This is a genomic window from Pseudomonadota bacterium (assembly GCA_016195085.1).
Lineage (GTDB): Bacteria > Pseudomonadota > Alphaproteobacteria > SHVZ01 > SHVZ01 > JACQAG01.
This window is the reverse complement of the sequence record JACQAG010000034.1, coordinates 1-20,378: the sequence shown is the minus strand read 5'-3', so window position 1 is coordinate 20,378 and position 20,378 is coordinate 1. Positions and strand designations below refer to the sequence as shown.

The 20,378-nt window shown below is 66.7% G+C and carries 19 protein-coding genes; 9 read left to right on the top strand and 10 right to left on the bottom strand.

Features of this window, described 5'->3' with window-relative positions; translation table 11 throughout:
* The first annotated feature begins 147 nt into the window (after positions 1-147).
* Together HY058_10450 and HY058_10445 are read left to right on the top strand one after the other, a co-directional pair.
* Positions 148-4,503 carry a PAS-domain containing protein gene (locus HY058_10450; GenBank protein ID MBI3497709.1) on the top strand — a complete coding sequence of 1,452 codons (4,356 nt, stop codon included), beginning with the start codon at positions 148-150 and terminating at the stop codon, positions 4,501-4,503.
* Between the two features lie 95 nt (positions 4,504-4,598).
* Positions 4,599-5,375, top strand: a complete 777-nt coding sequence (locus HY058_10445) for an SDR family oxidoreductase (protein MBI3497708.1) — start codon at positions 4,599-4,601, stop codon at positions 5,373-5,375.
* A gap of 36 nt (positions 5,376-5,411) precedes the next feature.
* On the opposite strand, the gene HY058_10440 is transcribed toward HY058_10445, so the two are convergent.
* The 3 genes from HY058_10440 to HY058_10430 form a co-directional block, all read right to left on the bottom strand.
* On the bottom strand, positions 5,412-5,780 hold the full coding sequence (locus tag HY058_10440; GenBank protein MBI3497707.1) for a DoxX family protein: 369 nt from the start codon (positions 5,778-5,780) through the stop codon (positions 5,412-5,414).
* 49 nt (positions 5,781-5,829) lie between these two features.
* On the bottom strand, positions 5,830-6,297 hold the full coding sequence (locus HY058_10435) for a VOC family protein (GenBank protein ID MBI3497706.1): 468 nt from the start codon (positions 6,295-6,297) through the stop codon (positions 5,830-5,832).
* Positions 6,298-6,378: 81 nt separating this feature from the next.
* Positions 6,379-6,531: a hypothetical protein gene (locus HY058_10430; GenBank protein MBI3497705.1), complete on the bottom strand. Its 153-nt coding sequence runs from the start codon at positions 6,529-6,531 to the stop codon at positions 6,379-6,381.
* A 60-nt stretch (positions 6,532-6,591) separates the two neighbouring features.
* Here HY058_10430 and HY058_10425 point away from each other — a divergent pair, with 60 nt between their 5' ends.
* A complete protein-coding gene (locus HY058_10425; protein ID MBI3497704.1) occupies positions 6,592-7,038 on the top strand; it encodes a winged helix DNA-binding protein in 447 nt (148 codons plus the stop codon).
* 72 nt (positions 7,039-7,110) lie between these two features.
* Complete coding sequence (locus tag HY058_10420) at positions 7,111-7,905, top strand: TIM barrel protein (GenBank protein MBI3497703.1); 795 nt, start codon at positions 7,111-7,113, stop codon at positions 7,903-7,905.
* 30 nt (positions 7,906-7,935) lie between these two features.
* Here the strand turns inward: HY058_10420 and HY058_10415 are convergent, their stop codons facing one another.
* From HY058_10415 to HY058_10390, 6 genes are all read right to left on the bottom strand, one after another.
* On the bottom strand, positions 7,936-8,688 hold the full coding sequence (locus tag HY058_10415) for a glycerophosphodiester phosphodiesterase (protein ID MBI3497702.1): 753 nt from the start codon (positions 8,686-8,688) through the stop codon (positions 7,936-7,938).
* 12 nt (positions 8,689-8,700) lie between these two features.
* On the bottom strand, positions 8,701-9,474 hold the full coding sequence (locus HY058_10410; protein ID MBI3497701.1) for an ABC transporter permease: 774 nt from the start codon (positions 9,472-9,474) through the stop codon (positions 8,701-8,703).
* A 91-nt stretch (positions 9,475-9,565) separates the two neighbouring features.
* Positions 9,566-10,498, bottom strand: coding sequence for an ABC transporter permease (locus tag HY058_10405; GenBank protein MBI3497700.1), 933 nt, complete (start codon positions 10,496-10,498; stop codon positions 9,566-9,568).
* Positions 10,495-11,511 carry an ATP-binding cassette domain-containing protein gene (locus tag HY058_10400; protein ID MBI3497699.1) on the bottom strand — a complete coding sequence of 339 codons (1,017 nt, stop codon included), beginning with the start codon at positions 11,509-11,511 and terminating at the stop codon, positions 10,495-10,497. Before HY058_10400 ends, HY058_10405 begins: the two co-directional genes overlap by 4 nt.
* Positions 11,508-12,509 carry an ABC transporter ATP-binding protein gene (locus HY058_10395; GenBank protein MBI3497698.1) on the bottom strand — a complete coding sequence of 334 codons (1,002 nt, stop codon included), beginning with the start codon at positions 12,507-12,509 and terminating at the stop codon, positions 11,508-11,510. The genes HY058_10400 and HY058_10395 overlap by 4 nt, the downstream gene beginning before the upstream one ends.
* Positions 12,510-12,522: 13 nt before the next feature.
* Positions 12,523-14,169 (bottom strand): ABC transporter substrate-binding protein, encoded by a 1,647-nt coding sequence (locus tag HY058_10390; GenBank protein ID MBI3497697.1) that lies wholly within the window; start codon positions 14,167-14,169, stop codon positions 12,523-12,525.
* Positions 14,170-14,363: 194 nt separating this feature from the next.
* Here HY058_10390 and pip point away from each other — a divergent pair, with 194 nt between their 5' ends.
* Positions 14,364-15,326, top strand: coding sequence for a prolyl aminopeptidase (pip, locus tag HY058_10385; protein MBI3497696.1), 963 nt, complete (start codon positions 14,364-14,366; stop codon positions 15,324-15,326).
* 340 nt (positions 15,327-15,666) lie between these two features.
* Positions 15,667-16,704, top strand: coding sequence for an alpha/beta fold hydrolase (locus tag HY058_10380; protein MBI3497695.1), 1,038 nt, complete (start codon positions 15,667-15,669; stop codon positions 16,702-16,704).
* Positions 16,705-16,775: 71 nt separating this feature from the next.
* Here the strand turns inward: HY058_10380 and HY058_10375 are convergent, their stop codons facing one another.
* Entirely contained in the window at positions 16,776-17,306 is a 531-nt protein-coding gene (locus HY058_10375) for a gamma carbonic anhydrase family protein (GenBank protein ID MBI3497694.1), read from the bottom strand.
* Positions 17,307-17,620: 314 nt separating this feature from the next.
* Here HY058_10375 and HY058_10370 point away from each other — a divergent pair, with 314 nt between their 5' ends.
* From HY058_10370 to HY058_10360, 3 genes are all read left to right on the top strand, one after another.
* A complete protein-coding gene (locus HY058_10370; GenBank protein MBI3497693.1) occupies positions 17,621-17,818 on the top strand; it encodes a hypothetical protein in 198 nt (65 codons plus the stop codon).
* Positions 17,815-19,215, top strand: coding sequence for an amidase (locus tag HY058_10365; protein MBI3497692.1), 1,401 nt, complete (start codon positions 17,815-17,817; stop codon positions 19,213-19,215). Before HY058_10370 ends, HY058_10365 begins: the two co-directional genes overlap by 4 nt.
* 253 nt (positions 19,216-19,468) lie before the next feature.
* Entirely contained in the window at positions 19,469-19,963 is a 495-nt protein-coding gene (locus tag HY058_10360) for a cupin domain-containing protein (protein MBI3497691.1), read from the top strand.
* Positions 19,964-20,378 lie beyond the last annotated feature (415 nt).

The window sequence follows — 20,378 nt, the reverse complement described above, 5'->3', positions numbered from 1 at the left end:
CTTCAGAAATTTCCAATAAGCGGGGACGTCGCGCGGCGTCGCTTGCGGCAGCCGGCAAGGCGAAGGGCGAAACGAATGCGAGCGATGGTGCGGCCCAAGGAACCGGCATTCGCCACGACTCCCTCCGCAGATGCCGTCGATGCCCCCATGCTTCTCGACCTGCTCGAGGGGATCGACGCCGCGGTCACCGGCTACGATGCCGCCGGAAAGCTCCTCTATTGGAACGACGCGGCCCGGGACTACTTCCCTCTCGCCGCCCATACCCTGAAGACCGGCACGATGAAGCTCGAGCGCGACCGAGCCAAGGCCGCGTCCGGATATTTGTCCCAAGCAGAAGCGAGCGCGCCGGGAGCGCTGTCGGAGGCGACCGAGGAATATAGCCTCGGCGACGGCAGGCGGCTGCGCCGGCGCAGCAGGCGCACAACCGGCGGACGATGGCTCCTCAGCTATGAGGATGTGAGCGAGACCTTCACCGAAGAACGCCAGCTCGCGCACGCGATCGAGAGCATGCCGGTCGACTTCCACATCTATGACCGCGACGGCAGGCTCATCCGAGCGAGCCAGAAGCATACGCGCGTGCTCGACCCGCAGGGCGCCGACATCTTTACGAAGGGCACGCTGCTCAAGGACCATATGCGGCATTTCTGGCAGCATAGCGCCGCCGCCAAGGTTCCCGAGGAGGAGCTTGACGGCCTGATCGAGCGGCGCCTGGCCAGCCTCAAGTCGAAGCCCGACGACGTGATAGAGGTGGCGATGGCCGATGGCCGCCACCTCCGGGTGATCTCAGCTCCCACGCCTGAGGGCGGTCTCATCCGCATCGACCTCTTCGTGACCGACCCGCAGGCCGAGGAACGCCGGCTCCGCGCCTTACTGGCCGCGTTGCCGATCGGCGTTCGCCTGATCGAGCGCAACGGCCGGACCCGCGAGGTCAACGACGCCTATGCGCTGCTCCATCCCAAGCGGAACCTCGCGAACGTCTATGCGGACGATCTGGCGACCGCGATCCGGCGGGACGCCGCCCGCTATATTCTGAACCATGCGGATGGGACGGCCTACACTCCGGAAGAGCGCGAGGCTTGGATTGCCGAAAGGATCGCCATCGCCGAAAGCGGCGTTCCGGAGCCGGTCGAATTCCTGTCCGCATCCGGAAAAATTCTCCGGATCACCACCGCCAGAACGCCCGATGGCACTCTGGTCCAGGCGCACCAGGACATCACCGATCTACGCCAGACCGAGCTGAAGTTCCGGGCGCTGCTCGCGGTTCTGCCGGCGGGCGTCAGAACCATTTCCCCCGACGGCATCATCAGCGAGGTGAACGACGCCTATCTGCGGATCCACGAGATCCCCAATGCGTGCGCGATCGTCGGGCAAAGAGTGGCGTTCCGGGCGAGGACGCAGGCTGACACGTTCGTGCTGAAGCACGAGGATGGCAGGCCTTACACCCCCGACGAGCGCGCGGAATGGGTGGAGAGGCGGATCGATCAGCTCGACCACGGCAACCCGGAGCCGGTCGAGGCGCGCACCGCCTCGGGCCGCGTGGTCCGCGTGACGTCCGCGCGAACCTCCGATGGCACGCTCATCCAAGTGATCCAGGACATATCCGATCTGCAATCGGCCCAGCAGCGGCTGCAGGAGGCGATCGAAAACATGCCGGTCGGCATGCTCGTCTCCAGTCAGGACGGCCGCATCGAGGTCGCCAACGAGTTCCTGCGCCGGATATACGCCGAGACCCCGGGATACCCGCTCGTGGGTCAGCGTCTGGAGGACCGCCTGCGTGGTAAGCTTCTGGAGTTCCTGGTCAAAAAACCCGATGGCAGCCCGCTCGACGAGGCGGAGATGGCGCAATGGCAGGACGCCCGCGCCGCCTCGTTCAAGCTCGGTGTGCCGGACCAAATCGAGGCGCGAACCCGCAACGGGACGATCATACGGATCACCAGCGCCAGGACCACGGACGGCCGACTCATCCAAGTGGTCGAGGACATCACCGAGCTCAGGCGCACCGAGCTGCGCCTGACGGATGCGATCGAGAGCATGGGCAGCACCTTCATCCTCTTCGACGCCGAGGACCGCCTGCAGATCTGCAACCAGGCGACCTTCGATCTCTACCCCGGCCTGCGCACCGCGTTTCGCAAGGGGGCGACCTTTCAGGAGCTCAATGCCCTGGCGGTGGCCCAGGGATATGTGTCCGAGAATAACACTCTCGCATCCGATCCGCGCGTGCTCGGCTCCTATGTCCGCCAAGAGTCCGATGGGCGCCATGTTCTGGTTCGCCGCGGGCGCACGCGCGAAGGCGGTGCGCTGGTCATGCACACGGACATGACGGCGATGCACCGCGCCGAGAACCGCTTGATCTCCGCCATCAACGCCGCGACGGAAGGATTTGCGCTCTTCGACAAGGACGACCGCCTGGTCGCCTGCAATGATGGCTATCGCTGGGAGCTGGTCTCGATCGCCGAGCGTGTGGTGGCAGGGGTGTCGATCGAAGAAATCTGGTCCTGGAGCTGGGATGCGGGCTTAGTCTCGACCGACGATGCCAAGACCAAAGAGGAATGGCTGGAAAGCCGGCGCCACCGACACCGCAAGGCCGGCGGCACCAGCTTCGAGGTTCGCCGCGGCAAGCATGTTCTCCGCGTCAACGAATACGTGACGCGCGAGGGCGAGCTCGTTCGTGTATCGACCGACATCACCGAGCTCAGGGCCAAGGAGCAGGCGCTGGAGCGATCGGTCCGGCAGATCGAGCTCTTGAGCGAGGCCGAGCTCGCGCGGCGCACGTTCCTCCTGCAGTCGGTGCTGGACACCGTTCCGGACGGATTGGTGGTCTTGGACGAGGCCAATCGCGCTACCTTCTGGAACCAGGGCTTTCTCAAGCTTGCAGGCTTGCTCGATGGCGTCGTTACCTGGTCGGAGGGTCTCATCCGCGATCAGCCGATCGACGCGCTGCTAGCGCAGTCGGTGCTGCCGGCATCGGAGATGCGACGGCAGCTTTTCGAGAGTGCGGAGGAGATCGAGCACTCGCTTGCCGATGGCCGGCATCTCCGCTTCGGGTTGTTGGACGCGAGCGGCGGCAACCGGCTGCTTTGGATCTCCGATCAAAGCCTGCGTCGCCGCGAGGAGGCCGATCGTCTGGCGATCCAGGAGCGGCTCCTGCAAGCGCAAAAGAGCGAGGCGATCGGCACCATGGCCGGAACCATCGCCCATGACTTCAACAACCTGCTGTCCATCGTCCTCGGCTTCGCATCCTTGAGCGATGGGCAAATCGACGTGCTTGCCGAGCTTTCCGCCCGGCTCGCCGAGACCGACCCCGCCAATGCCCGCAGCCGCCTGCAGGAGGCGGCAGGAGCGGCGGAGGCGGCGAAGAAGGGTCTGAGCCGGATCGTCTCGGCGGCGAACCGGGCGCGCGAGATCGTGACCGGCCTCAACACCTTCGCCAAGACCAAGCCCTCGGACTTGGTGAGCAAGGACCTGGCCGAGACCGTCCGCTCGGCGGCACAGCTCATCGGCATCGCCCTTCCCGCGGCCATCAGCTTCGATCTCGTGATCGACGATGCCGCGCACCTGGTGCGGCACGACTCCAACAAGATCGAGCAGGTCCTGGTGAATCTCTGCCTCAACGCGGCGCACGCGCTGGGCAGCCGGCCCGGGGCGATCGAGCTCATCCTGGAGCGGATGACGGTCGACGGCGGCCGCGCCGAAGCACTGCGCCGGACCGAGCGGGAGCTGCACGCGCAAGGCCAAGTGATCAAGACCGCCGATGACGGCTGGTCGCATCTCTGGCGCGGCGTTCTCAGGCCCGGTGCCTATCTCAGGCTCCAGGTCAGGGACACCGGCTCGGGGATGACCCGCGAGGTCATGGAGAAGATCTTCGATCCGTTCTTCACCACCAAGCCGAAAGGCGCCGGCACCGGTCTCGGCTTGCCCTCGGTGGCCAGCATCGTGGAGGCGCATATGGGCGCGCTTCACATCAAGTCGAAGCCCGGCACCGGCACCGCCTGCGCCATCCTGATCCCGGCCAGCGAGAGGACGCCGGCGCATGGCGAAGGCACCGACAATACCGATTCCCGCGGCACCGCTTCCTCCCAGCTTGAGGAAAGCACGATGGGGCGCCAGCAGAAAGCCGCGCCGCGCGCGCGCATCCTGGTGGTCGATGACGAGGCGTATCTCGCCGACCTCATGCAAATCACCTTGAGCTGGGCCGGCTACGAGGTCGAACGCTATGAAAATCCCCAGTCGGCCTGGGAGCGCCTGCAGGAGGATGCGGCGAGCTTCGACCTCATCATCACCGACCAAACGATGCCGGGATTGACGGGAGCCATGCTGGCAGAGCGGGCCCAGGCGCTCAGGCCGAATCTTCCCGTACTCCTCTGCTCCGGCTTCTCCGCGCAGTCCCTGGAGAAGGCCAAGCTGCCGCCGGGCGTGGCGGCGGTGCTGCTGAAGCCGTTCACTCCGCGCGAGCTCGTGCGCGTGACCAAGGACGTTCTGGGTCGGGCAACTGCCGAGCGCTGAGGCGGCCGAGCGCTGAGGGACCGACCGTCGAGGCGGACAGGGCCGGCAATTTGCGATACTGGGTTTTCCCGCACCTCACATGGGAGACCCAGCCAATGGACCTCGATCTCAACGGCAAGACCGTCATCGTCACCGGCGGCTCCAAGGGCATTGGCCTCGCCTGCGCGCGCCAGTTCCTGGCCGAGGGCGGCCGCGTCGGCATCGTTTCCCGCGCCAAGGCCAATGTCGATCGCGCGCTGGCCGCGCTCGAGGGCGCCGTCGGCGTCGTCGCCGATCTCAGCCGGCCCGAGGAGGCGCTTGCCATGGTCGAGACCATGGAAGAGAGGCTCGGACCCATCCATGTGCTCGTCAACTCCGCTGGAGCGGCTCGGCGCACACCCCCCGAGGAGCTGACCCCGGCGACATGGAGGGCGGCCATGGACGCGAAGTATTTCTCCTACATCAACGTCATCGATCCCGTGGTGAAGCGCATGGCCAAGCGCGGCGCGGGGGTGATCGTCAACGTGATCGGCAATGGCGGCAAGATCGCCTCGCCGACCCACATCGCCGGCGGGGCGGCGAACGCCGCCTTGATGCTGGCGACCGCCGGGCTGGGCGCCACCTATGCCAAGAGCGGCATCCGGGTGGTCGCGGTCAATCCCGGGCTCACCAACACCGAGCGGGTGAGCGAAGGCCTGAAGGCCGAAGCCCGGCTCGGCGGGATCGGCGAGGATGAGGCCCTCAAGCGGAGCCTGCAGCGCATCGCCATCGGTCGCATGGCAGAGCCCGAGGAGATCGCCAGCGCGGTCGTATTCCTCGCTTCGGCCCGGGCGAGCTACATCACCGGAGTCACCATCAGCATGGACGGCGCCACGGCGCCCATCGTCGTCTGAGCCTCATGGCGGCCGGCGAAGGATGACCGCCACTTGTTAGTGTCGCAGAGAGAGAAGCGCGCGCAGTTTTTCGTCGCGCAGGTAGAGTCCGCCCCAGGCGAGCACACCGAGATAAGCCCCGAAGAGGACATGGGTGAAGATCGGGTCGCCGACGCGCACATGGCTGGCGATTGCGCCACCGAGCAAGCCGGTCAGCAGGATCGCGCCGAGAATGGCGGTTTGCGGATTCGCATAGAGAGCCGCGCAAGCGAGCACGATGATCCCGATCGGGAGAGCCAGGCTATCGGGATAGCCGAGCTGCGCGAAGGCTTCCACCACGGGATCGATCTTTATCAACTTTGTGACGCCGTCGAAGATGAGGAACAGGATGACCAGGCCGCTCATGATGCGGCCGGTCCAAATCATCTTCTTGGACGTCGGCGCCGCTTCAGTGCTCGCTTGCACGAGTGTTCCCTCAAGCTGTCGCTGCCACCGGAGAGCGCTCTTTCCTTGCGGTCGAGACCGGTTCTGCCTGGGCCACGATGATCATCCAGGTCACGCCGAAGCGGTCGGCGACCATGCCGAAGCGCGGCGAGAAGAAGGTCTTGGCCAACGGCATCCGCACCTGCCCGCCCTCGGCCAGGGAGGCGAACAGCCGATCGGCCTCGGCCTCATTCGCCGCCGTGATCGACAGCGAGAAGCCCTGAAAGTTCGGCTTCCCGAGGCAACATCCGTCGGATGCCATTACCTGCGTATCGCCGATGCGAAAGCAGCTATGCATCACCTTGTCCCCCGCGCCGGGCGGGATCATGCCGGGCGGATGGGGCTCGGGGCTCTCCTTGAACCGCATCAGCATCAAGACCTCGGCGCCGAGGGCCTTGCGGTAGAATTCGAGCGCCTCGTCGCAGCGACCGTCGAAGAACAGGTAGGGTTGGACGTGCATGGCATCGACTCCGTTGGGGTTGGGGTGATGGGTCGAAACAGCGCGACAGTCTCCAGGATCTCGAGCCGGCCGTAGCAGGCCTCAGTCGTCGATCGCCCGATAGGCCGAGGTCCAGAAGTCGAGATAGACAGCGGGAGGAACCGGAGAATCCCAGAGACGCTGGGTCATCAGAATGGCGACCATGACCGCATGCATGCCGGCCAGCCGCGTCTTGGACAATCCTCCGATGCTCATCGTCCACGTGCTCCGTTGCATCTCATTTGACTTTTACGTTGATATCAACATAAATAAGCAATGTCAAATCGTGGTGATCTGCCCCTCGAAATCACCCACATGGTGCGCGACGCCTGTCTCTGCCTGCACATCCAGCGGGCGGCGCGGGCGGTGGCGCGGCGGTTCGACGAGGCCTTGAGGCCGCTGGATCTCACCAACGGGCAGTTCTCGCTGTTGATGTCGCTCAATCGCGCCGAGGCGGCCAGCATGGGCAGCGTTTCGGCCCTCCTCGCCATGGACCGCACCACGCTGACCGCCAATCTGAAGCCGCTCGAGCGCCGCGGCCTGGTCAAGGTGACGGTCGACCGGGCAGACAAGCGCAGCCGCCGCCTGACGCTGACCCCTTCCGGCCGGGCTCTGCTGGTCACGGCCGTGCCGGTGTGGAAGCGGGAGCACGCGGCCGCCGAACGCCTGCTTGGCCGGTCGAGTCCCGATCGCCTGCGCGCCGATCTCCGCGCCCTTTCCTGACGGGCTCCCGGGCCGGCGCGCCGCCAGCCGCCCTCTACCCAGGCCGGCCATTTCCAACCATGATGGAGCGGGATGTCGCCGACCGCAAAATCTCCATTCACGCTGGCCGTCTCGGCCGAGATGATCTTTCGAAGCCTGCCGATCGTCGAGCGCGTCCGGCGCATTGCCGAGCTGGGCTTCGAGGTCGAGATCTGGGATTGGACCAAGCACGACATCGCAGAGCTCGCCCGGACCGGCGCCACGTTCTCTTCGATGACCGGCTATGTCGCCGGCACGCTCGCCGACCCTGAGGGTGCCGACGAACTGGTGCGAACCGCGAAGCAATCCATTCCGATCGCCAAGGAGCTCGGCATCCCGCGCCTCAATCTCCACGGCACCGGGCTGGACGGCAAGGGGCTGCCGGTCAAGCCGGCGCATCTTGTAACGGGCGCCATGTGGCTGACGGCGCTGGATACGCTCCGCCGGATCGCCGATCTCGGCGAGGCGGCCGGCGTCACCTTCGTGCTCGAAAACCTCAATACCGCGGTCGACCACCCCGGCGTGCCCTTCGCCAAGGCGGCGGACTGCCTGGCGCTGGTGGCCGCCGTCGACCGCCCGGCCCTTAGGCTGATGCTCGACCTCTATCATGCGCAGATCGGCGAAGGAAACCTGACCCAGCTCGTACGCCAGGCGGCACCCTATATCGGCGAGATTCAGGTCGCCGACGTGCCCGGAAGATGCGAGCCGGGGACCGGAGAGATCAATTACAAGGCCATCGCCAGGACGCTGGGCGAAATCGGATACCGCGGCCCGATCGGGCTCGAGGCCTACGCCTCCGGCGACGATGAACTGGCGCTCGCCCGGTTCCGCCAAGCCTTCACGCTCTAGGTGCTTGTTGCGCTTGGACGCATCCAAATCTCACCCGGCCCGCCCGCCCATGCGGCGGGCGCGCAGCTCGAGGGCAAGGTCCGGCCGATCGGTGGTGAAGGCGTCGAGGCCGAGCTCGAGCGCGTGGGAAATCGCCGAGGCGTCGTTGCAGCCCCAGCCGCCGACGCCGAGCCCGGCTGCGCGCACCGCGGCAACCGTCGAGACATCGAGCATGGTGTGGCGGAGTCCCAGCATCGGCACCTCGTGCCGGCGAGCGGCCTCGATGACGCCGGCGAGGCCGAGATCGACCTGCATCGCCGGCGTCGCCAGCCAGACATGACGCATCGGGACGCCATGCAGGCGCGCCTCGACGACGGTCTCGATTTGGAATGAGGTGATCACCGTGCGGGCGAGCATGCCCTCGCGCGCGAGAGTGGCGACGATGCGGCCCGGCAGGTCGGGGTAGGGAACCCGCCCGGGGCCGGGCTTGATCTCGAGCCGGAGCGCGATCTCCGTCATTCGGAAGATCTCGATCACCTCCTCGAGCAGCAGCATGCGCTGCCCGCCGGTTCCCTTGAGGATGAGCGTGGCCAGCTCCGACCATTCGCGAGCGCTGACCGGGCCGGTTCCGTCGGTGGTGCGCTCCAAGGTCTCGTCGTGGAAGAAGACGAGACGGCCGTCCCGCGAGGGGTGAACGTCGAACTCGACCTGCTCAACCGGCAGCTTCGCCGTCGCCTCGAAGGCGATCCGGCTGTTTTCCGGCCAAAGCAGCGCACCGCCGCGGTGTGAGACGATATCGGTCATCGCTAGCTTCCTTCAGCGCAGGGTCGGGTCGAGGCGATCGCGGAGCCAGTCGCCCACGATGCTGATCGTAAGCGTGGTGAGGACGATGATCGAGCTTGGCGCCAGCATGATCCAGGGTGCCCGGGTCAGGTATTCGCGACCGTAACCGACCATGTTGCCGAGCGAGCTCAGCGGCGGCTGGATGCCGAGGCCGAGGAAGGAAAGGCCGCTCTCGAGAAGGATCGTCTCGGGGAAGGTCAGGGTCATCGAGACGACCAGGGTCGAGGCGATGTTGGGCAGCACGTGCAGCCCATAGACGCGGAGCGGCGAGGCACCGAGCTGGCGGACCGCGGCGGCATAGCCCTGCTCGTTGGCGCCGATGGTGAGGCCGCGCGCGATCCGGGCGTAGCGCTCCCAGCTGTTCAAGCCCATGAGGACGACGAACAGACCGAGGCTGTTGCCGAAGAAGGCGAGCACGGCTAGGGCGATGATCAGGAACGGGATGCTCGCCTGGAAGTCGACCAGCATCAGGATGAGCGCCTCGGTCTTGCCGCGAAAATGCGCGGCCACGAAACCGAGACTCGTGCCGAGGGTGGCCGCGATCATCGTGCCGAAGAAGGCGATGAGAAGGCTCATCCGGATCGAGATTATGAGCCGCGAGAGGACGTCACGGCCGAGCTCGTCGGTGCCGAGAGGATGCATCGAGGTGCCGCCGAAGAGGATCGGCGGCGCCAGACGGGCCCGAAGGTCGACTGCGGTGAAGGAATAAGGGACGAGGAGATCGGCGCCGAAGGCGACGACGACCATGAGCGCGATCCAGGCGAGTGCCGCCAGGGTCAGCGGCGGCCAGGCCTCGACGAAGCGCGCCGCGGCCGTCGGAGTCGCCGGGGCGGACTCCTCACCGACCGACACGCCGGCTGCTCCTCATCCTGGGATCGATCCAGCCATAGACGATATCGACGATGATGTTGGAGAGGACCATGGTCGCGGCAACGAAGAGCAGGATCGTCTGCACCACGGCAAGATCGCGGTTGCTGACCGAGACGACGAGAAGCCGGCCGACGCCGGGCCAAGCAAAGACGCTCTCGACGACGACCGCCCCGGCGATCAAGCTCCCGACCATGAAGCCGATGATGGTGGTGGTCGGGATCGCAGCATTGGGCAGCGCATGGTCGGTCACCACCCGCCGCCAGGTGAGCCCCTTCGCCGAAGCGGCGCGAATATAGGGCTGACCCAGCACCTCCAGCATGGCCGAGCGGGTGAAGCGGGCAAGAATCGCCGCACCGGCGGTGCCGAGGGTGACGATCGGCAGGACCGCATTGGCGAGGCCATCGCTGCCGCTCGACGGCAGCCAGCCGAGCGTCACGGAGAAGATCAGCACCAGCAGCAGCGCCAGCACGAAGCTCGGCACGGTGAAGCCCGCCACCGACAGCAGCATCGTCATCCGGTCGGTGAAGGAGTTCCGATGGAGCGCCGCATGGATGCCGGCCGGTATGCCGATGCCGAGCTTGAGCAACAGCGCGGGAACGGTGATGGCGAGCGTGGCGGGAACGCGCTCCAGCACCAGTGCCAGCGCCGGGCGGCCATCGCGCATCGAGGTGCCGAGGTCGCCGGTGAGCGCGTTCACGACGTAGTGCAGATATTGCACCCAAAGGCTGCGGTCGAGGCCCCAGGAGCGGCGGAAGGCCTCGATCGCCTCGGGCGGCGCGTCGACCGAGAGGATGAGGAGGGCAGGATCGCCCGAGCTGCGCAGCACGAAAAAGGCGAAGGTGATGACGAGGAAGATGGTGAGGAGCGCGCGCAGCAGACGCTCGACGAGATAGCGGGTCATCGGCCTTCGATCCCGGTCAAGCCGGCCGCTTTGCCGGCCGATCCGTCCCCGGCGAGGTGGCAGGCGACGCGCCGACCGTCCGCCAGCACGCGCAAGGCCGGCGCCTCCGACCGGCAGCGCTGCACGGCGAGCGGGCAGCGGGTGTGGAAGGCGCAGCCGGGCGGCCGGTCGATCGGGTTCGGCGGGTCGCCCGCCAGGATCAGCCGCTGCCGGCCTGCCCCTCTCGGAACCGGGATCGCGGACACCAGCGCCACCGTGTAGGGATGCGCCGGCGCTGCGAAGAGCAGGTCGGGATCCCCCTGCTCGACGATCCGGCCGAGATACATCACCGCAACCTCGTGGCTGATCTGGCGAATCATCCGAAGGTCGTGGCTGATGAAGAGGTAGGCGAGGCCGAGCTCCGCCTGGAGATCCTGCAAGAGGTTGACGACCTGCGCCTGGATCGAAACGTCGAGGGCCGAGACCGGTTCATCCAAGACCAAGAGGCGCGGATCGAGCACGAGCGCGCGGGCGATGACGATCCGCTGCCGCTGCCCGCCCGAGAGCTCATGGGGATAGCGGTCGAAATGATGCGGCTCGAGGCCGACCGAGGCCATCACCTCGAGCGCCCGCTGGCGACGCGCGCCTTCAGTGCCGCCGCCGTGGATCGCCAGCGGCTCCATCACCTGCCGGCCGACCGCGACGCGCCGGTCGAGGGCGCCGAGCGGATCCTGGTAGACCATCTGCATCCGGCGCCTGAGGCCACGCCATTCCCTGGAGCCGGCCGGGGGGAGAAGCTCGCCCGCGAGGCGGATCTCGCCGGCGCTGGGCTCGATCAATCCCAGCACCAGCTTCGCCGTCGTCGTCTTGCCGCAACCGGACTCGCCGACGAGGCCGAGGGTGCGGCCGGGCTCGAGCGCGAAGGCGATGCCATCGACGGCGCTGAGCGGCACCTCGCGGCCGAATGGCCAGCGGCCGCGCCGCACCGTGTAATGCCGGGTGAGGCCGCAGGCTTCGAGCAGCGGGGCCGTCATTCCCCACCTCGATGCGCGTCGGCAGTGCGCCCCAGGTCGCCGGCGCGGATGCAGGCGACGTGGTGGCCCAGAGCGAGCGCCTGCGCCCCCGGCACGGCCGCCTCGCAGGCCGCGATCGCGTGGCCGCAGCGCGGCGCGAAGCTGCAGCCCACGGGGAGGTTCCACGGCTCCGGCACGACCCCGGGGATCGCCGCGAGCCGCCGGCGCGGTCCGGTGAGCTCCGGAAGCGCTGCCAGCAGCCCCGCGGTGTAGGGATGGGCGGCGGCGGCGAAGATCCGGTCGATGGGCGCGTCCTCGACGATCCGGCCGGCATACATGACGCAGACGCGTTCGGTGTTCTCGGCGACGACGCCGAGATCGTGCGAGATCAGCACCATCGCCATCCCGGTCTCGCGCCGGACCTCGCCGAGGAGTTCCAGGATCTGCGCTTGGATGGTCGCATCGAGCGCCGTCGTCGGCTCGTCGGCGATCAGGAGCTGCGGCTCCAGAGCGAGAGCGATCGCGATCATCACCCGCTGGTTCATGCCGCCCGAGAGCTCGTGCGGATAGTCGCCGAGACGCCTTGCGGCATCGGCGATGCCGACGCGCTCCAGCAGCCTACGCGCCTCCGCCTGCTGCGCAGCGCCGTCGATGCCGCGGCCGAGGCCCAAGGCCTCGCCGAGCTGGCGGCCGATGCGATGCACCGGATTGAGGCTGCTCGCAGGGTCCTGAAAGATCATCGCGACCTGCCGGCCGCGCACCGCCTCGAGCTTGGCGGTGGGGGCGCCGACGAGGTTTTTCCCCGCCATCATCACCGTGCCGCCGATCCGCGCCTTCGAGCCCAGCAAGCCGAGCGCCGCCAACCAGGTGATGCTCTTGCCGCAGCCGGACTCGCCGACGAGACCGATCGTCTCGCCCTTGGCGATGGCGAGGTCGATCCCGTGCAGGGCGCGCACGACACGCTTGCCGGTGTCGAAATCGACGGTCAGCCCACGGATCTCGACTAGCGGCTCCGCCATGAGGCCGGACGCGTCAGCTCCGCGCCCAGCGGAAATTATGCGCGCGGAAGTCGACCTGGAAGGCCGGCGCCACCTTCCACTGGATGTCCTTGCGCTTGGCGGTGAAGGTCGCGGTCTGATGCAGCACGGTGAAGGCCGGGTCTTCGCGCTCGCAGATCTCGAGCATGCGCTTGAACATCGCCTTGCGCTTGGCGATGTCGATCTCGGTCTCGAACTCGGCGGCGATCTTGTTCATCTCCTCGTTCGTCCATTCCTGCGACTGCTGCTGCTGGCCCTGCGGCCCGTGCTGACCGACGAGCGAGCCGATCGGGTCTGGGAAGAAGGCACTGTTCGACCAGTCGCGGATCGCGCGCCGGCCATTGTTCTCGAAGATCTGCTGCCAATTCTCGCGCATCTCGATTTCAACGTTGAGGCCGACGCTGCGCCACATCTCGACCAGGATCTGCGCGGTGCCGACTTGGTTCGTGTAGTAATTGTTGAGCACGCGAAACGGGATCGGGTCGCCCTTGTAGTTGGCTGCACGCAGCAGGTCTCGCGCCCTTTTCGGGTCGAACTCCGGCACCGTCCAACCCTCGATGAACAAGGGGCCGTAGAACTCCCACTGCAGGCCGGGCGGGACCCGGGTGCGGCCGGCCCAGAGACTGTCGACGATCGCCTGGCGGTCGATTGCATGGCTGATCGCCTGACGCACGCGCGGATCGGCGAGCTGCGGGTAATGCTTGTCGAAGACGGTCATCCTGTGGTTGGTGACGAGCCCGCCCTGGACCTCGAATTTGGGGTTCTGCTCGAGGCTCTGGATCTGGTCGGGGGGCACGTCGCAAATGAACTCGAACTGGCCGCTCAAGAGGCCGTTGATGCGGCTCGCGACCTCGGGGACGACGACGAAACGCAGCGTCTTGATCGGCGGCCGGCCGCCCCAATACTCGTCATGCGCGTCGAGGACGAGGAGCTCGTCCGGCTTGAACTCGCGCACCTTGTAGGGCCCGGTCGCGACCGGCTTGCGCGACCACTCGACCCAGGTCTTCGCCTCCTCGAAGCCGCGCCGGCTGATGATCTCGCTGGCCGGGCTGCCGATCCGGCCTTCGAGGGTCACGTCGGGCGTGCGGTTGATGAAGCGCACGGTGTAGCGGTCGACCGCCTCGACCCGCTCCAAGGACGGCCAGACGCGCTTGGCGATCGCCGGCACCTCGGCGGGCAGCGCCTTGCCCTCGACGCTGTCGCGGGCGAGAACCGTGGTGAACATCGTGCGGCTTGAGTTGTTCACATACCCGGCGCCGAACATGCGTTCGGACCCGAAGGTGAAGACCACGTCGTCGGCGGTCATTTCCTCGCCGTTATGGAACTTGACCCCTTTGCGCAGCGACAGCTCCACCGTGCGCGTGTCGATCCGTCGCCAGCTCTCGGCCAGGCCCGGCATCGGCTCCAAGGCACCCTGGAGGTTGCGGGCGATGAGGTTCTCGAAGATCGGCGCCTGCACGCGCTCGCCGACGTTTGAGCGTTCGCGCACGACCTCGAGGTTGGCGCTGGTCGCGATCTGCTGCACGCCGATGGAGACCGTCGGGCGGTTATCCGCCTGGCCCAAGGCGACACGCGGCAAGACGAAAGCGCCGGCGGCAATGCCGGCACTCGCCAGGAAGCGGCGGCGATCGAAGCGGCGCATGGACTCCTCCCGATGATAGTTTTCGTGATTTCAGAATAATGTTTCACGGTGACGGAAATATTGCCACCGCAAAGAAAACCAGGCGTGGAGGAGGGGCTGGTCGCCGCGATGCGCTGAGAGCCCTCAGCCGCCACCCTTGCCACCCGGTTTCTCTTGGTGCCCGTCGAAGATCACCCGCGATAGACTGAAGCACCATGCCTGCGCCGTATCCCAACATCGAACCCTACGACTTTGGCATGCTCGAGGTCGGCGATGGGCATCGCGTGTACTGGGAGATTTGCGGCAATCCGATCGGCAAGCCCGCGATCGTCCTGCATGGCGGGCCGGGCTCCGGATGTACCGCGGGAGCGCGCCGCACTTTCGATCCCAGCCTCTATCGGATCGTCCTTTTCGACCAGCGCGGATGCGGAAGAAGCGCCCCGCATGCCAGCGATGCGAATGCCGACTTCTCCGCCAACACCACCGGCCACCTGCTCGCCGACATCGAGTTGCTGCGCCGACATCTCGCCATCGATCGGTGGCTGGTCTTCGGCGGGTCCTGGGGATCCACGCTGGCGCTCGCTTACGCCGAACGGCATCCGCATCAAGTGAGCGAGATCGTGCTCATGAGCGTCGCCACGACGACGCGGCGGGAGATCGACTGGATCACCAGCGGCGTCGGCATGCTGTTTCCCAGGGAATGGGAACGGTTTCGTGACGGAGTCCCCGCAGGCGAGCGCGACGGCAGCTTGGTCGAGGCTTACCACCGCCTGCTCATGGCCCCCGACCCAGCCCTCAGCGAGAAGGCCGCCAGAGACTGGTGCGATTGGGAGATGGCCATCGTGGCGGTGCATCCAAACCACACGCCGCATCCTCGTTATCAGCGGCCCGACTTCCGGCTGGGTTTTGCGCGCCTCGTCACCCATTATTGGCGCCACGACGCCTGGCTCGAGGATGGCGTTCTCCTGCGTGATTTAGGCCGCCTTTCCGGCATTCCCGGCATCTTGATTCACGGCCGCCTCGATCTCGGAAGCCCACTCATCACCCCATGGACGCTCGCCCAGAATTGGCCCGGTAGCGAGCTCATCATCGTCGATGACGCCGGGCACGACGCGCGCGACCCGGGAATGGTGGACCACGTGGTCGCCGCCACCGATCGCTTCGCCACGCGCCGCTAGCCGCGTTCCGCTTTAAAGGAATCGCATCTTGCCCCCTCTCCCATGGGGAGAGGGTCGGGGTGAGGGGAGGTGCTTCCGCGCCAAGCCGTACCTTTACCAGCGAACTCCGTCGACGCCTCCCCTCACCCGCGCTTCGCGCGACCTCTCCCCATGGGCGAGGTGAAGAGTAGCCACGCAAGGCTGTTCCAAGTAAACGGAACGTGCTCTAGCCGCGGAATTACATCCTCGCGACCTTCACACGCAATTGCCGCTTCAACCTGGCATTTCGGCGCCAATTAATGCGACACCTTCGCCTGGTTCATCCGCCCGGGCTCGGCGGGGCGATGCTGAGGATAAAGCGATGGTCGACAAAACCGGAATTCAAGACATCGGCGACCTCCGTCTGGCGAGCGGTGCGGTCTTGCCGCAAGCCCGCTTGGCCTATGTGACCCATGGCCGGCTCGCCGGCGACGGCCGCAATGCCGCGCTGCTGACCCATGGCTACACCAGCAGCCATCTGATGGCCGGCGCCGGGGCATCCGAGGGTCCGTGGAGCCAGCTGGTGGGTCCCGGCCGGGCCATCGATACCGACCGCTTCTTCGTCGTCAGCTCGAACATGCTGGGCTCGTCCTACGGCTCGACCGGGCCGGCGAGCCGGAACCCGGCGACCGGCCGGCCCTATGGCCCGGACTTCCCGGACATCACGCTCATCGACATCGTCACCGCCCAGATGGCGCTGCTGCGAGCCTTTGAGGTGCGGCATCTGGCGGCGGTGGTCGGCCCGTCCTACGGCGGCTTCCAGGCCTTCCAGTGGGCCGTCACGTTCCCGGATTTCCTCGATGCGATCGTGCCCGTGGTCTCCGCACCGCGCCGGCCGAACGAGACGGACATAGCGGGATTGCAGGCGCGCCTGGCCCGGGATCCGAACTGGAACGACGGACATTATTACGAGAAGGGCGGTATCCTGCCGACGCTCGCAGCGCTGCGCGAGGACACGTTGCGTCGCTACGGCATCGAGGCGCAACTCGCCCCCCGCATGCCCGATCGCGCCACCCGCAATGCCGAGATAAGCCGCCTCGCCCTCGCCTGGGCCAGGGAGTTCGATGCGCATTCGCTCCTGGTGCTGGGCCGCGCGATGAACACTTACGATGTCGAGCCGCAATTCTCGCGCATTCGCGCCCGCGTGCTCTACGTGCTGTCGCGCACCGATGTGCTATTCCCGCCCTCGCTGGCGCCCGAAATCATGGCCAAGCTCAGCCGCGCCGGGGTCGAGGCCGACTATTGCGAGATCGACAGCGAGCACGGCCATCTCGCCTCCGGGACCGATGCGGCCAAATGGGCACCGCGGCTAAAGGCCTTCATGGATCGTCTGAGCGTCGCAACAAGCGCGTCCGCGTAGCGATTGATGCGTCAAATGACCAGCGCTTGAGGTGCGATCCCGGAGACGACCCGACCGACCTGCGGCTTGCCTCAATCGATCCGCCGCAAGCTCGTGGCAAACAAGCGCCACCGCCGCACGTAAATCTGCGCCACCTCCGAAAGCGCGTCCGCAGCAGCCGGATCCAGCGTGCGCACCGCCTTCGCCGGTGCGCCGATGATGAGCGAGCCGTCTGGAAATTCCTTCCCCTCGGTCAGCAGGGCATTAGCACCGACGAGGCACTTGGAACCGATTTTGGCGCCATTGAGCAAGGTTGCCCCCATTCCGATCAACGATCCGGCGCCGATGCTGCACCCGTGCAGAACGGCGTGATGGCCGATCGTGCAATCGGCGCCGATGACCAAGGGAAAGCCCGGATCGGCATGCAGCATCGCGCCCTCTTGCACGTTGGTCCGATCGCCGATCTCGATCGGCTCGTTGTCGCCGCGCAGCACCGCGCCAAACCATAGGGAGACATCGAGACCGAGCCTGACGCGGCCGACGACATGGGCATCCGGTGCTACCCAGATGCGATCCGGCGCGGGGAGCTGGGGCTCATGTTCGGCCAGTGCGTAAATCGGCATGTTTCTTCTCGCGACTGTTTTGGCTCGACCCAACCTAAGCGATCGAGCGCAGAACCTTGCAATGCACCCGACACGAGAGCCTTGATCAACACACGTAATAACTTAAGAAGCGTGGCCCGGCACCCCTCAAATTGCTCGCGAAAAATGGCTTAAGTCCGCCGATTTGTGCCGCATCGTCATTCGAGGGACGGTGTGACCGATCTCCACGAGTCCGAGCGGCTATGCCGGCGGCCGGCCCGATGCGCCGGCTCGGCGTTGCGCCGGACCGGCCCCGCGTGATGCTATGTCCGACGTCGCTCCCAGAGGAGGGAACCATGACCACGAAGATCACCGAAGCCGACGCGCGCGTGCTCGCGGCCCGGGTCGGCGTCACGCTCGATGCCGAGGCGGCCCGCAATGCCGCCATCGCGATGGACGCACCGCTCGCCACCGCCGACGGCCATGCGCGCACGCTCGGCTTCGAGGTCGAGCCCGCGACGTTCCTCGCCGTCCGCCAGCGGTGCCAGCGATGAGCGCCGATCTGGCGCTGCTCTCCGCTTCCGAGCTGGCGCGGCGCATCCGCGCCGGCCGGGCGAGCTCGCGCGCCGCGGTGGAAGCCTGTCTCGCGCGCATCGGAGCCCGGAACGGCGAGCTCAACGCCTTCATCGCCATCGACGCGGAGCATGCGCGGGCGACAGCCGACCTGGCCGACGCCGAGGCCAGGCGCGGGCGCTGGAGCGGGCCACTCCACGGCGTGCCGCTGGCGCACAAGGACATGTATTACCGCCAGGGGCGCATCGCGACCTGCGGCTCGAAGATCCGCCGCGACTGGGTGGCGCCGGCGACCGCAACGCCGCTGGCCCGGCTCGATGCCGCCGGCGCCCTCGATCTCGGCACGCTCAACATGGTGGAGTTCGCCTTCGGACCGACCGGTCACAACTGGCATCTCGGCCATGCGCGCAATGCCTGGAACCCCCTGCATATCACCGGCGGCTCGTCGTCCGGCTCGGCTACCGGCGTCGCTGCGCGCATGATTTATGCCGCACTCGGCTCCGACACCGGGGGCTCGATTCGGCTGCCGGCGCATTACTGCGGCGTCGTCGGCATCAAGCCGACCTGGGGTCGGGTCAGCCGCGCCAACGCAATGCCGCTGTCGTGGAGCCTGGACACCGTCGGACCGCTGACCCGCACGGTGGAGGACGCGGCCCTGATCCTCTCGATCATCGCCGGGCCCGACGTTGCTGACCCGACGGCCGCCGCCGAGCCGGTGCCGGACTACGTCGCCTTGCTGGGGCGCGGCGTCAAGCGGCTGCGTATCGGCGTGCCGACCAGCTTCTTCACCGACGTTGACGGCGAGACCTCCCGCGTACTGGCCGAGGCGGAGAGCATCTTCGCCAGCCTCGGCGCCGAAATCGTGCGGGTGCCGATGCCGGACATCGAGCGGCTCAATGCCTATTGCTCGATGGTGCTGGCCTGTGAGGCCGCGACCATCCATCGCGAGTGGCTGCGCACCCACGCCGACGACTACAGCCCCCAGATACGGGCCCGGCTCGAAGGTGGGCTGATGATCCCGGCCACGCTCTATCTCGACGCGCTTCGCGCGCGGGGGTCGATGCTGGCCGAGTTCAACGACAAGGTGTTCGGGCTTTGCGACGTGCTGATGGCCCCGGTGGCGGCCAGTGCCGCGCCGACCATCCTCGAGAGCGACGTTCCGCCCGGACCCGATCTTCCGGCCCGGCTCGGGGTCTTCCCGAAGTTCACGCGCTCGTTCAATTATCTCGGTCTGCCGGGCCTCGCCGTGCCCGGCGGCGTCACCGCCTCGGGCCTGCCGATCGGCTTCCAGCTCATCGGCCCGCCCTTCGCCGAGGCAATGTTGTTCGCCGCTGGCCACGCCTTCCAGCAGGCGACGAACTGGCATGACCGGGTCTGATGCGAGCCGCGGGTCGGGATCTCGCGCGTGCGAGGGAGTTCGCGACGCTGGCCGCGTTGGCTTCGGGTGGTATCCATGAAACCGGCGGCAGGCCATGCCGATTTCAACAAAGTGCGGGACGTTCCCATGGTCGCACGGCTGCGATCCAGGGCAGTCCCTAGGCTCAGGAACTTTTGAGACACCACACTAGCCCGAGCTATGCCGGCTGTGGCAGCTTCCGACACGGGGTTCGTTGCTCGCAATTGAGGTACCTATGACCGAGCGGCCGAATTTCATCCGACACTGGCGCGACCTGGAAGGCGCGGACGACCGCCACTACCCGGGAGACACCGAGTTGCTGTCGATCGGTGCCCCGCTCGGTCGCGGCCTCGGCCTGACCCGTATCGGCATCCACCATGAGCGGCTCTTGCCCGGGCGGCGGACGTCGTATCCCCACGCAGAGAGCACGGAAGAGGAGTTCGTCTACGTGCTGGAGGGGACTCCCGATGTCTGGATCGACGGGACACTCCACCGCCTTGCCCCGGGCGACGCGGTCGGCTTCCCGGCTGGTACCGGGATCTGCCACAGCTTTCTGAACAATACCGCGACGGAGGTCCGTCTCCTGGTAGTCGGCGAAACCCACAAGCCGGAAAACCGCATCCATTACCCGATGAACCCGGACCACGAGAGGACCCGGAAGGACGCCTGGACCGACGTGCCGCCGCGGGTGCTGGGTGGCCACAATGGCAAGGCACGGGCGGGAAGCTAACCTCCCTCCGACCCGAAATGGCGAGGCTGGCTCCGCAATTGCCTCTGATCATCGCAACAATCGCCCCGCGCAGCGATTGTCGCCTCGATCAACAAGCGCTGTCGGTTGACCCATTAAATGCAACTGCGCTGCCACCTAAGTCTTTGAATTCGGCCGAGAGCCAAAACAAATTCGTGCAACTCCCGGACGCAATTAGCGCAGCAATCATGTATTTCGGACGCAATTAATGCATCTACGCCCCGCCGCTTCCGCCGTTGCCATTGGCCCTTGCCCAGGCTAAGCCGAACTTTACCCTGTGTTTTGCGATAAGCGCTTGAGCTGTTTGACTGTCTGCGGCTTTTCGGCTGCTTTTGTGTCCATGTAGATAGAGGGATATTACTTGACATGGCGCCAGCTTGGTGATTCAAGCTCGTCA

What these genes read in the sequence shown, in the direction of transcription:
- HY058_10375 (MBI3497694.1), bottom strand. Translation starts at nt 17,306, where the DNA reads ATGCCGATTTACGCACTGGCCGAACATGAGCCCCAGCTCCCCGCGCCG.
- HY058_10395 (MBI3497698.1), bottom strand. Translation starts at nt 12,509, where the DNA reads ATGGCGGAGCCGCTAGTCGAGATCCGTGGGCTGACCGTCGATTTCGAC.
- HY058_10365 (MBI3497692.1), top strand. Translation starts at nt 17,815, where the DNA reads ATGAGCGCCGATCTGGCGCTGCTCTCCGCTTCCGAGCTGGCGCGGCGC.
- HY058_10380 (MBI3497695.1), top strand. Translation starts at nt 15,667, where the DNA reads ATGGTCGACAAAACCGGAATTCAAGACATCGGCGACCTCCGTCTGGCG.
- HY058_10435 (MBI3497706.1), bottom strand. Translation starts at nt 6,297, where the DNA reads ATGCACGTCCAACCCTACCTGTTCTTCGACGGTCGCTGCGACGAGGCG.
- HY058_10405 (MBI3497700.1), bottom strand. Translation starts at nt 10,498, where the DNA reads ATGACCCGCTATCTCGTCGAGCGTCTGCTGCGCGCGCTCCTCACCATC.
- HY058_10410 (MBI3497701.1), bottom strand. Translation starts at nt 9,474, where the DNA reads ATGGTCGTCGTCGCCTTCGGCGCCGATCTCCTCGTCCCTTATTCCTTC.
- HY058_10390 (MBI3497697.1), bottom strand. Translation starts at nt 14,169, where the DNA reads ATGCGCCGCTTCGATCGCCGCCGCTTCCTGGCGAGTGCCGGCATTGCC.
- HY058_10425 (MBI3497704.1), top strand. Translation starts at nt 6,592, where the DNA reads ATGTCAAATCGTGGTGATCTGCCCCTCGAAATCACCCACATGGTGCGC.
- HY058_10360 (MBI3497691.1), top strand. Translation starts at nt 19,469, where the DNA reads ATGACCGAGCGGCCGAATTTCATCCGACACTGGCGCGACCTGGAAGGC.
- HY058_10430 (MBI3497705.1), bottom strand. Translation starts at nt 6,531, where the DNA reads ATGAGCATCGGAGGATTGTCCAAGACGCGGCTGGCCGGCATGCATGCG.
- pip (MBI3497696.1), top strand. Translation starts at nt 14,364, where the DNA reads ATGCCTGCGCCGTATCCCAACATCGAACCCTACGACTTTGGCATGCTC.
- HY058_10420 (MBI3497703.1), top strand. Translation starts at nt 7,111, where the DNA reads ATGTCGCCGACCGCAAAATCTCCATTCACGCTGGCCGTCTCGGCCGAG.
- HY058_10370 (MBI3497693.1), top strand. Translation starts at nt 17,621, where the DNA reads ATGACCACGAAGATCACCGAAGCCGACGCGCGCGTGCTCGCGGCCCGG.
- HY058_10445 (MBI3497708.1), top strand. Translation starts at nt 4,599, where the DNA reads ATGGACCTCGATCTCAACGGCAAGACCGTCATCGTCACCGGCGGCTCC.
- HY058_10415 (MBI3497702.1), bottom strand. Translation starts at nt 8,688, where the DNA reads ATGACCGATATCGTCTCACACCGCGGCGGTGCGCTGCTTTGGCCGGAA.
- HY058_10440 (MBI3497707.1), bottom strand. Translation starts at nt 5,780, where the DNA reads ATGATTTGGACCGGCCGCATCATGAGCGGCCTGGTCATCCTGTTCCTC.
- HY058_10450 (MBI3497709.1), top strand. Translation starts at nt 148, where the DNA reads ATGCTTCTCGACCTGCTCGAGGGGATCGACGCCGCGGTCACCGGCTAC.
- HY058_10400 (MBI3497699.1), bottom strand. Translation starts at nt 11,511, where the DNA reads ATGACGGCCCCGCTGCTCGAAGCCTGCGGCCTCACCCGGCATTACACG.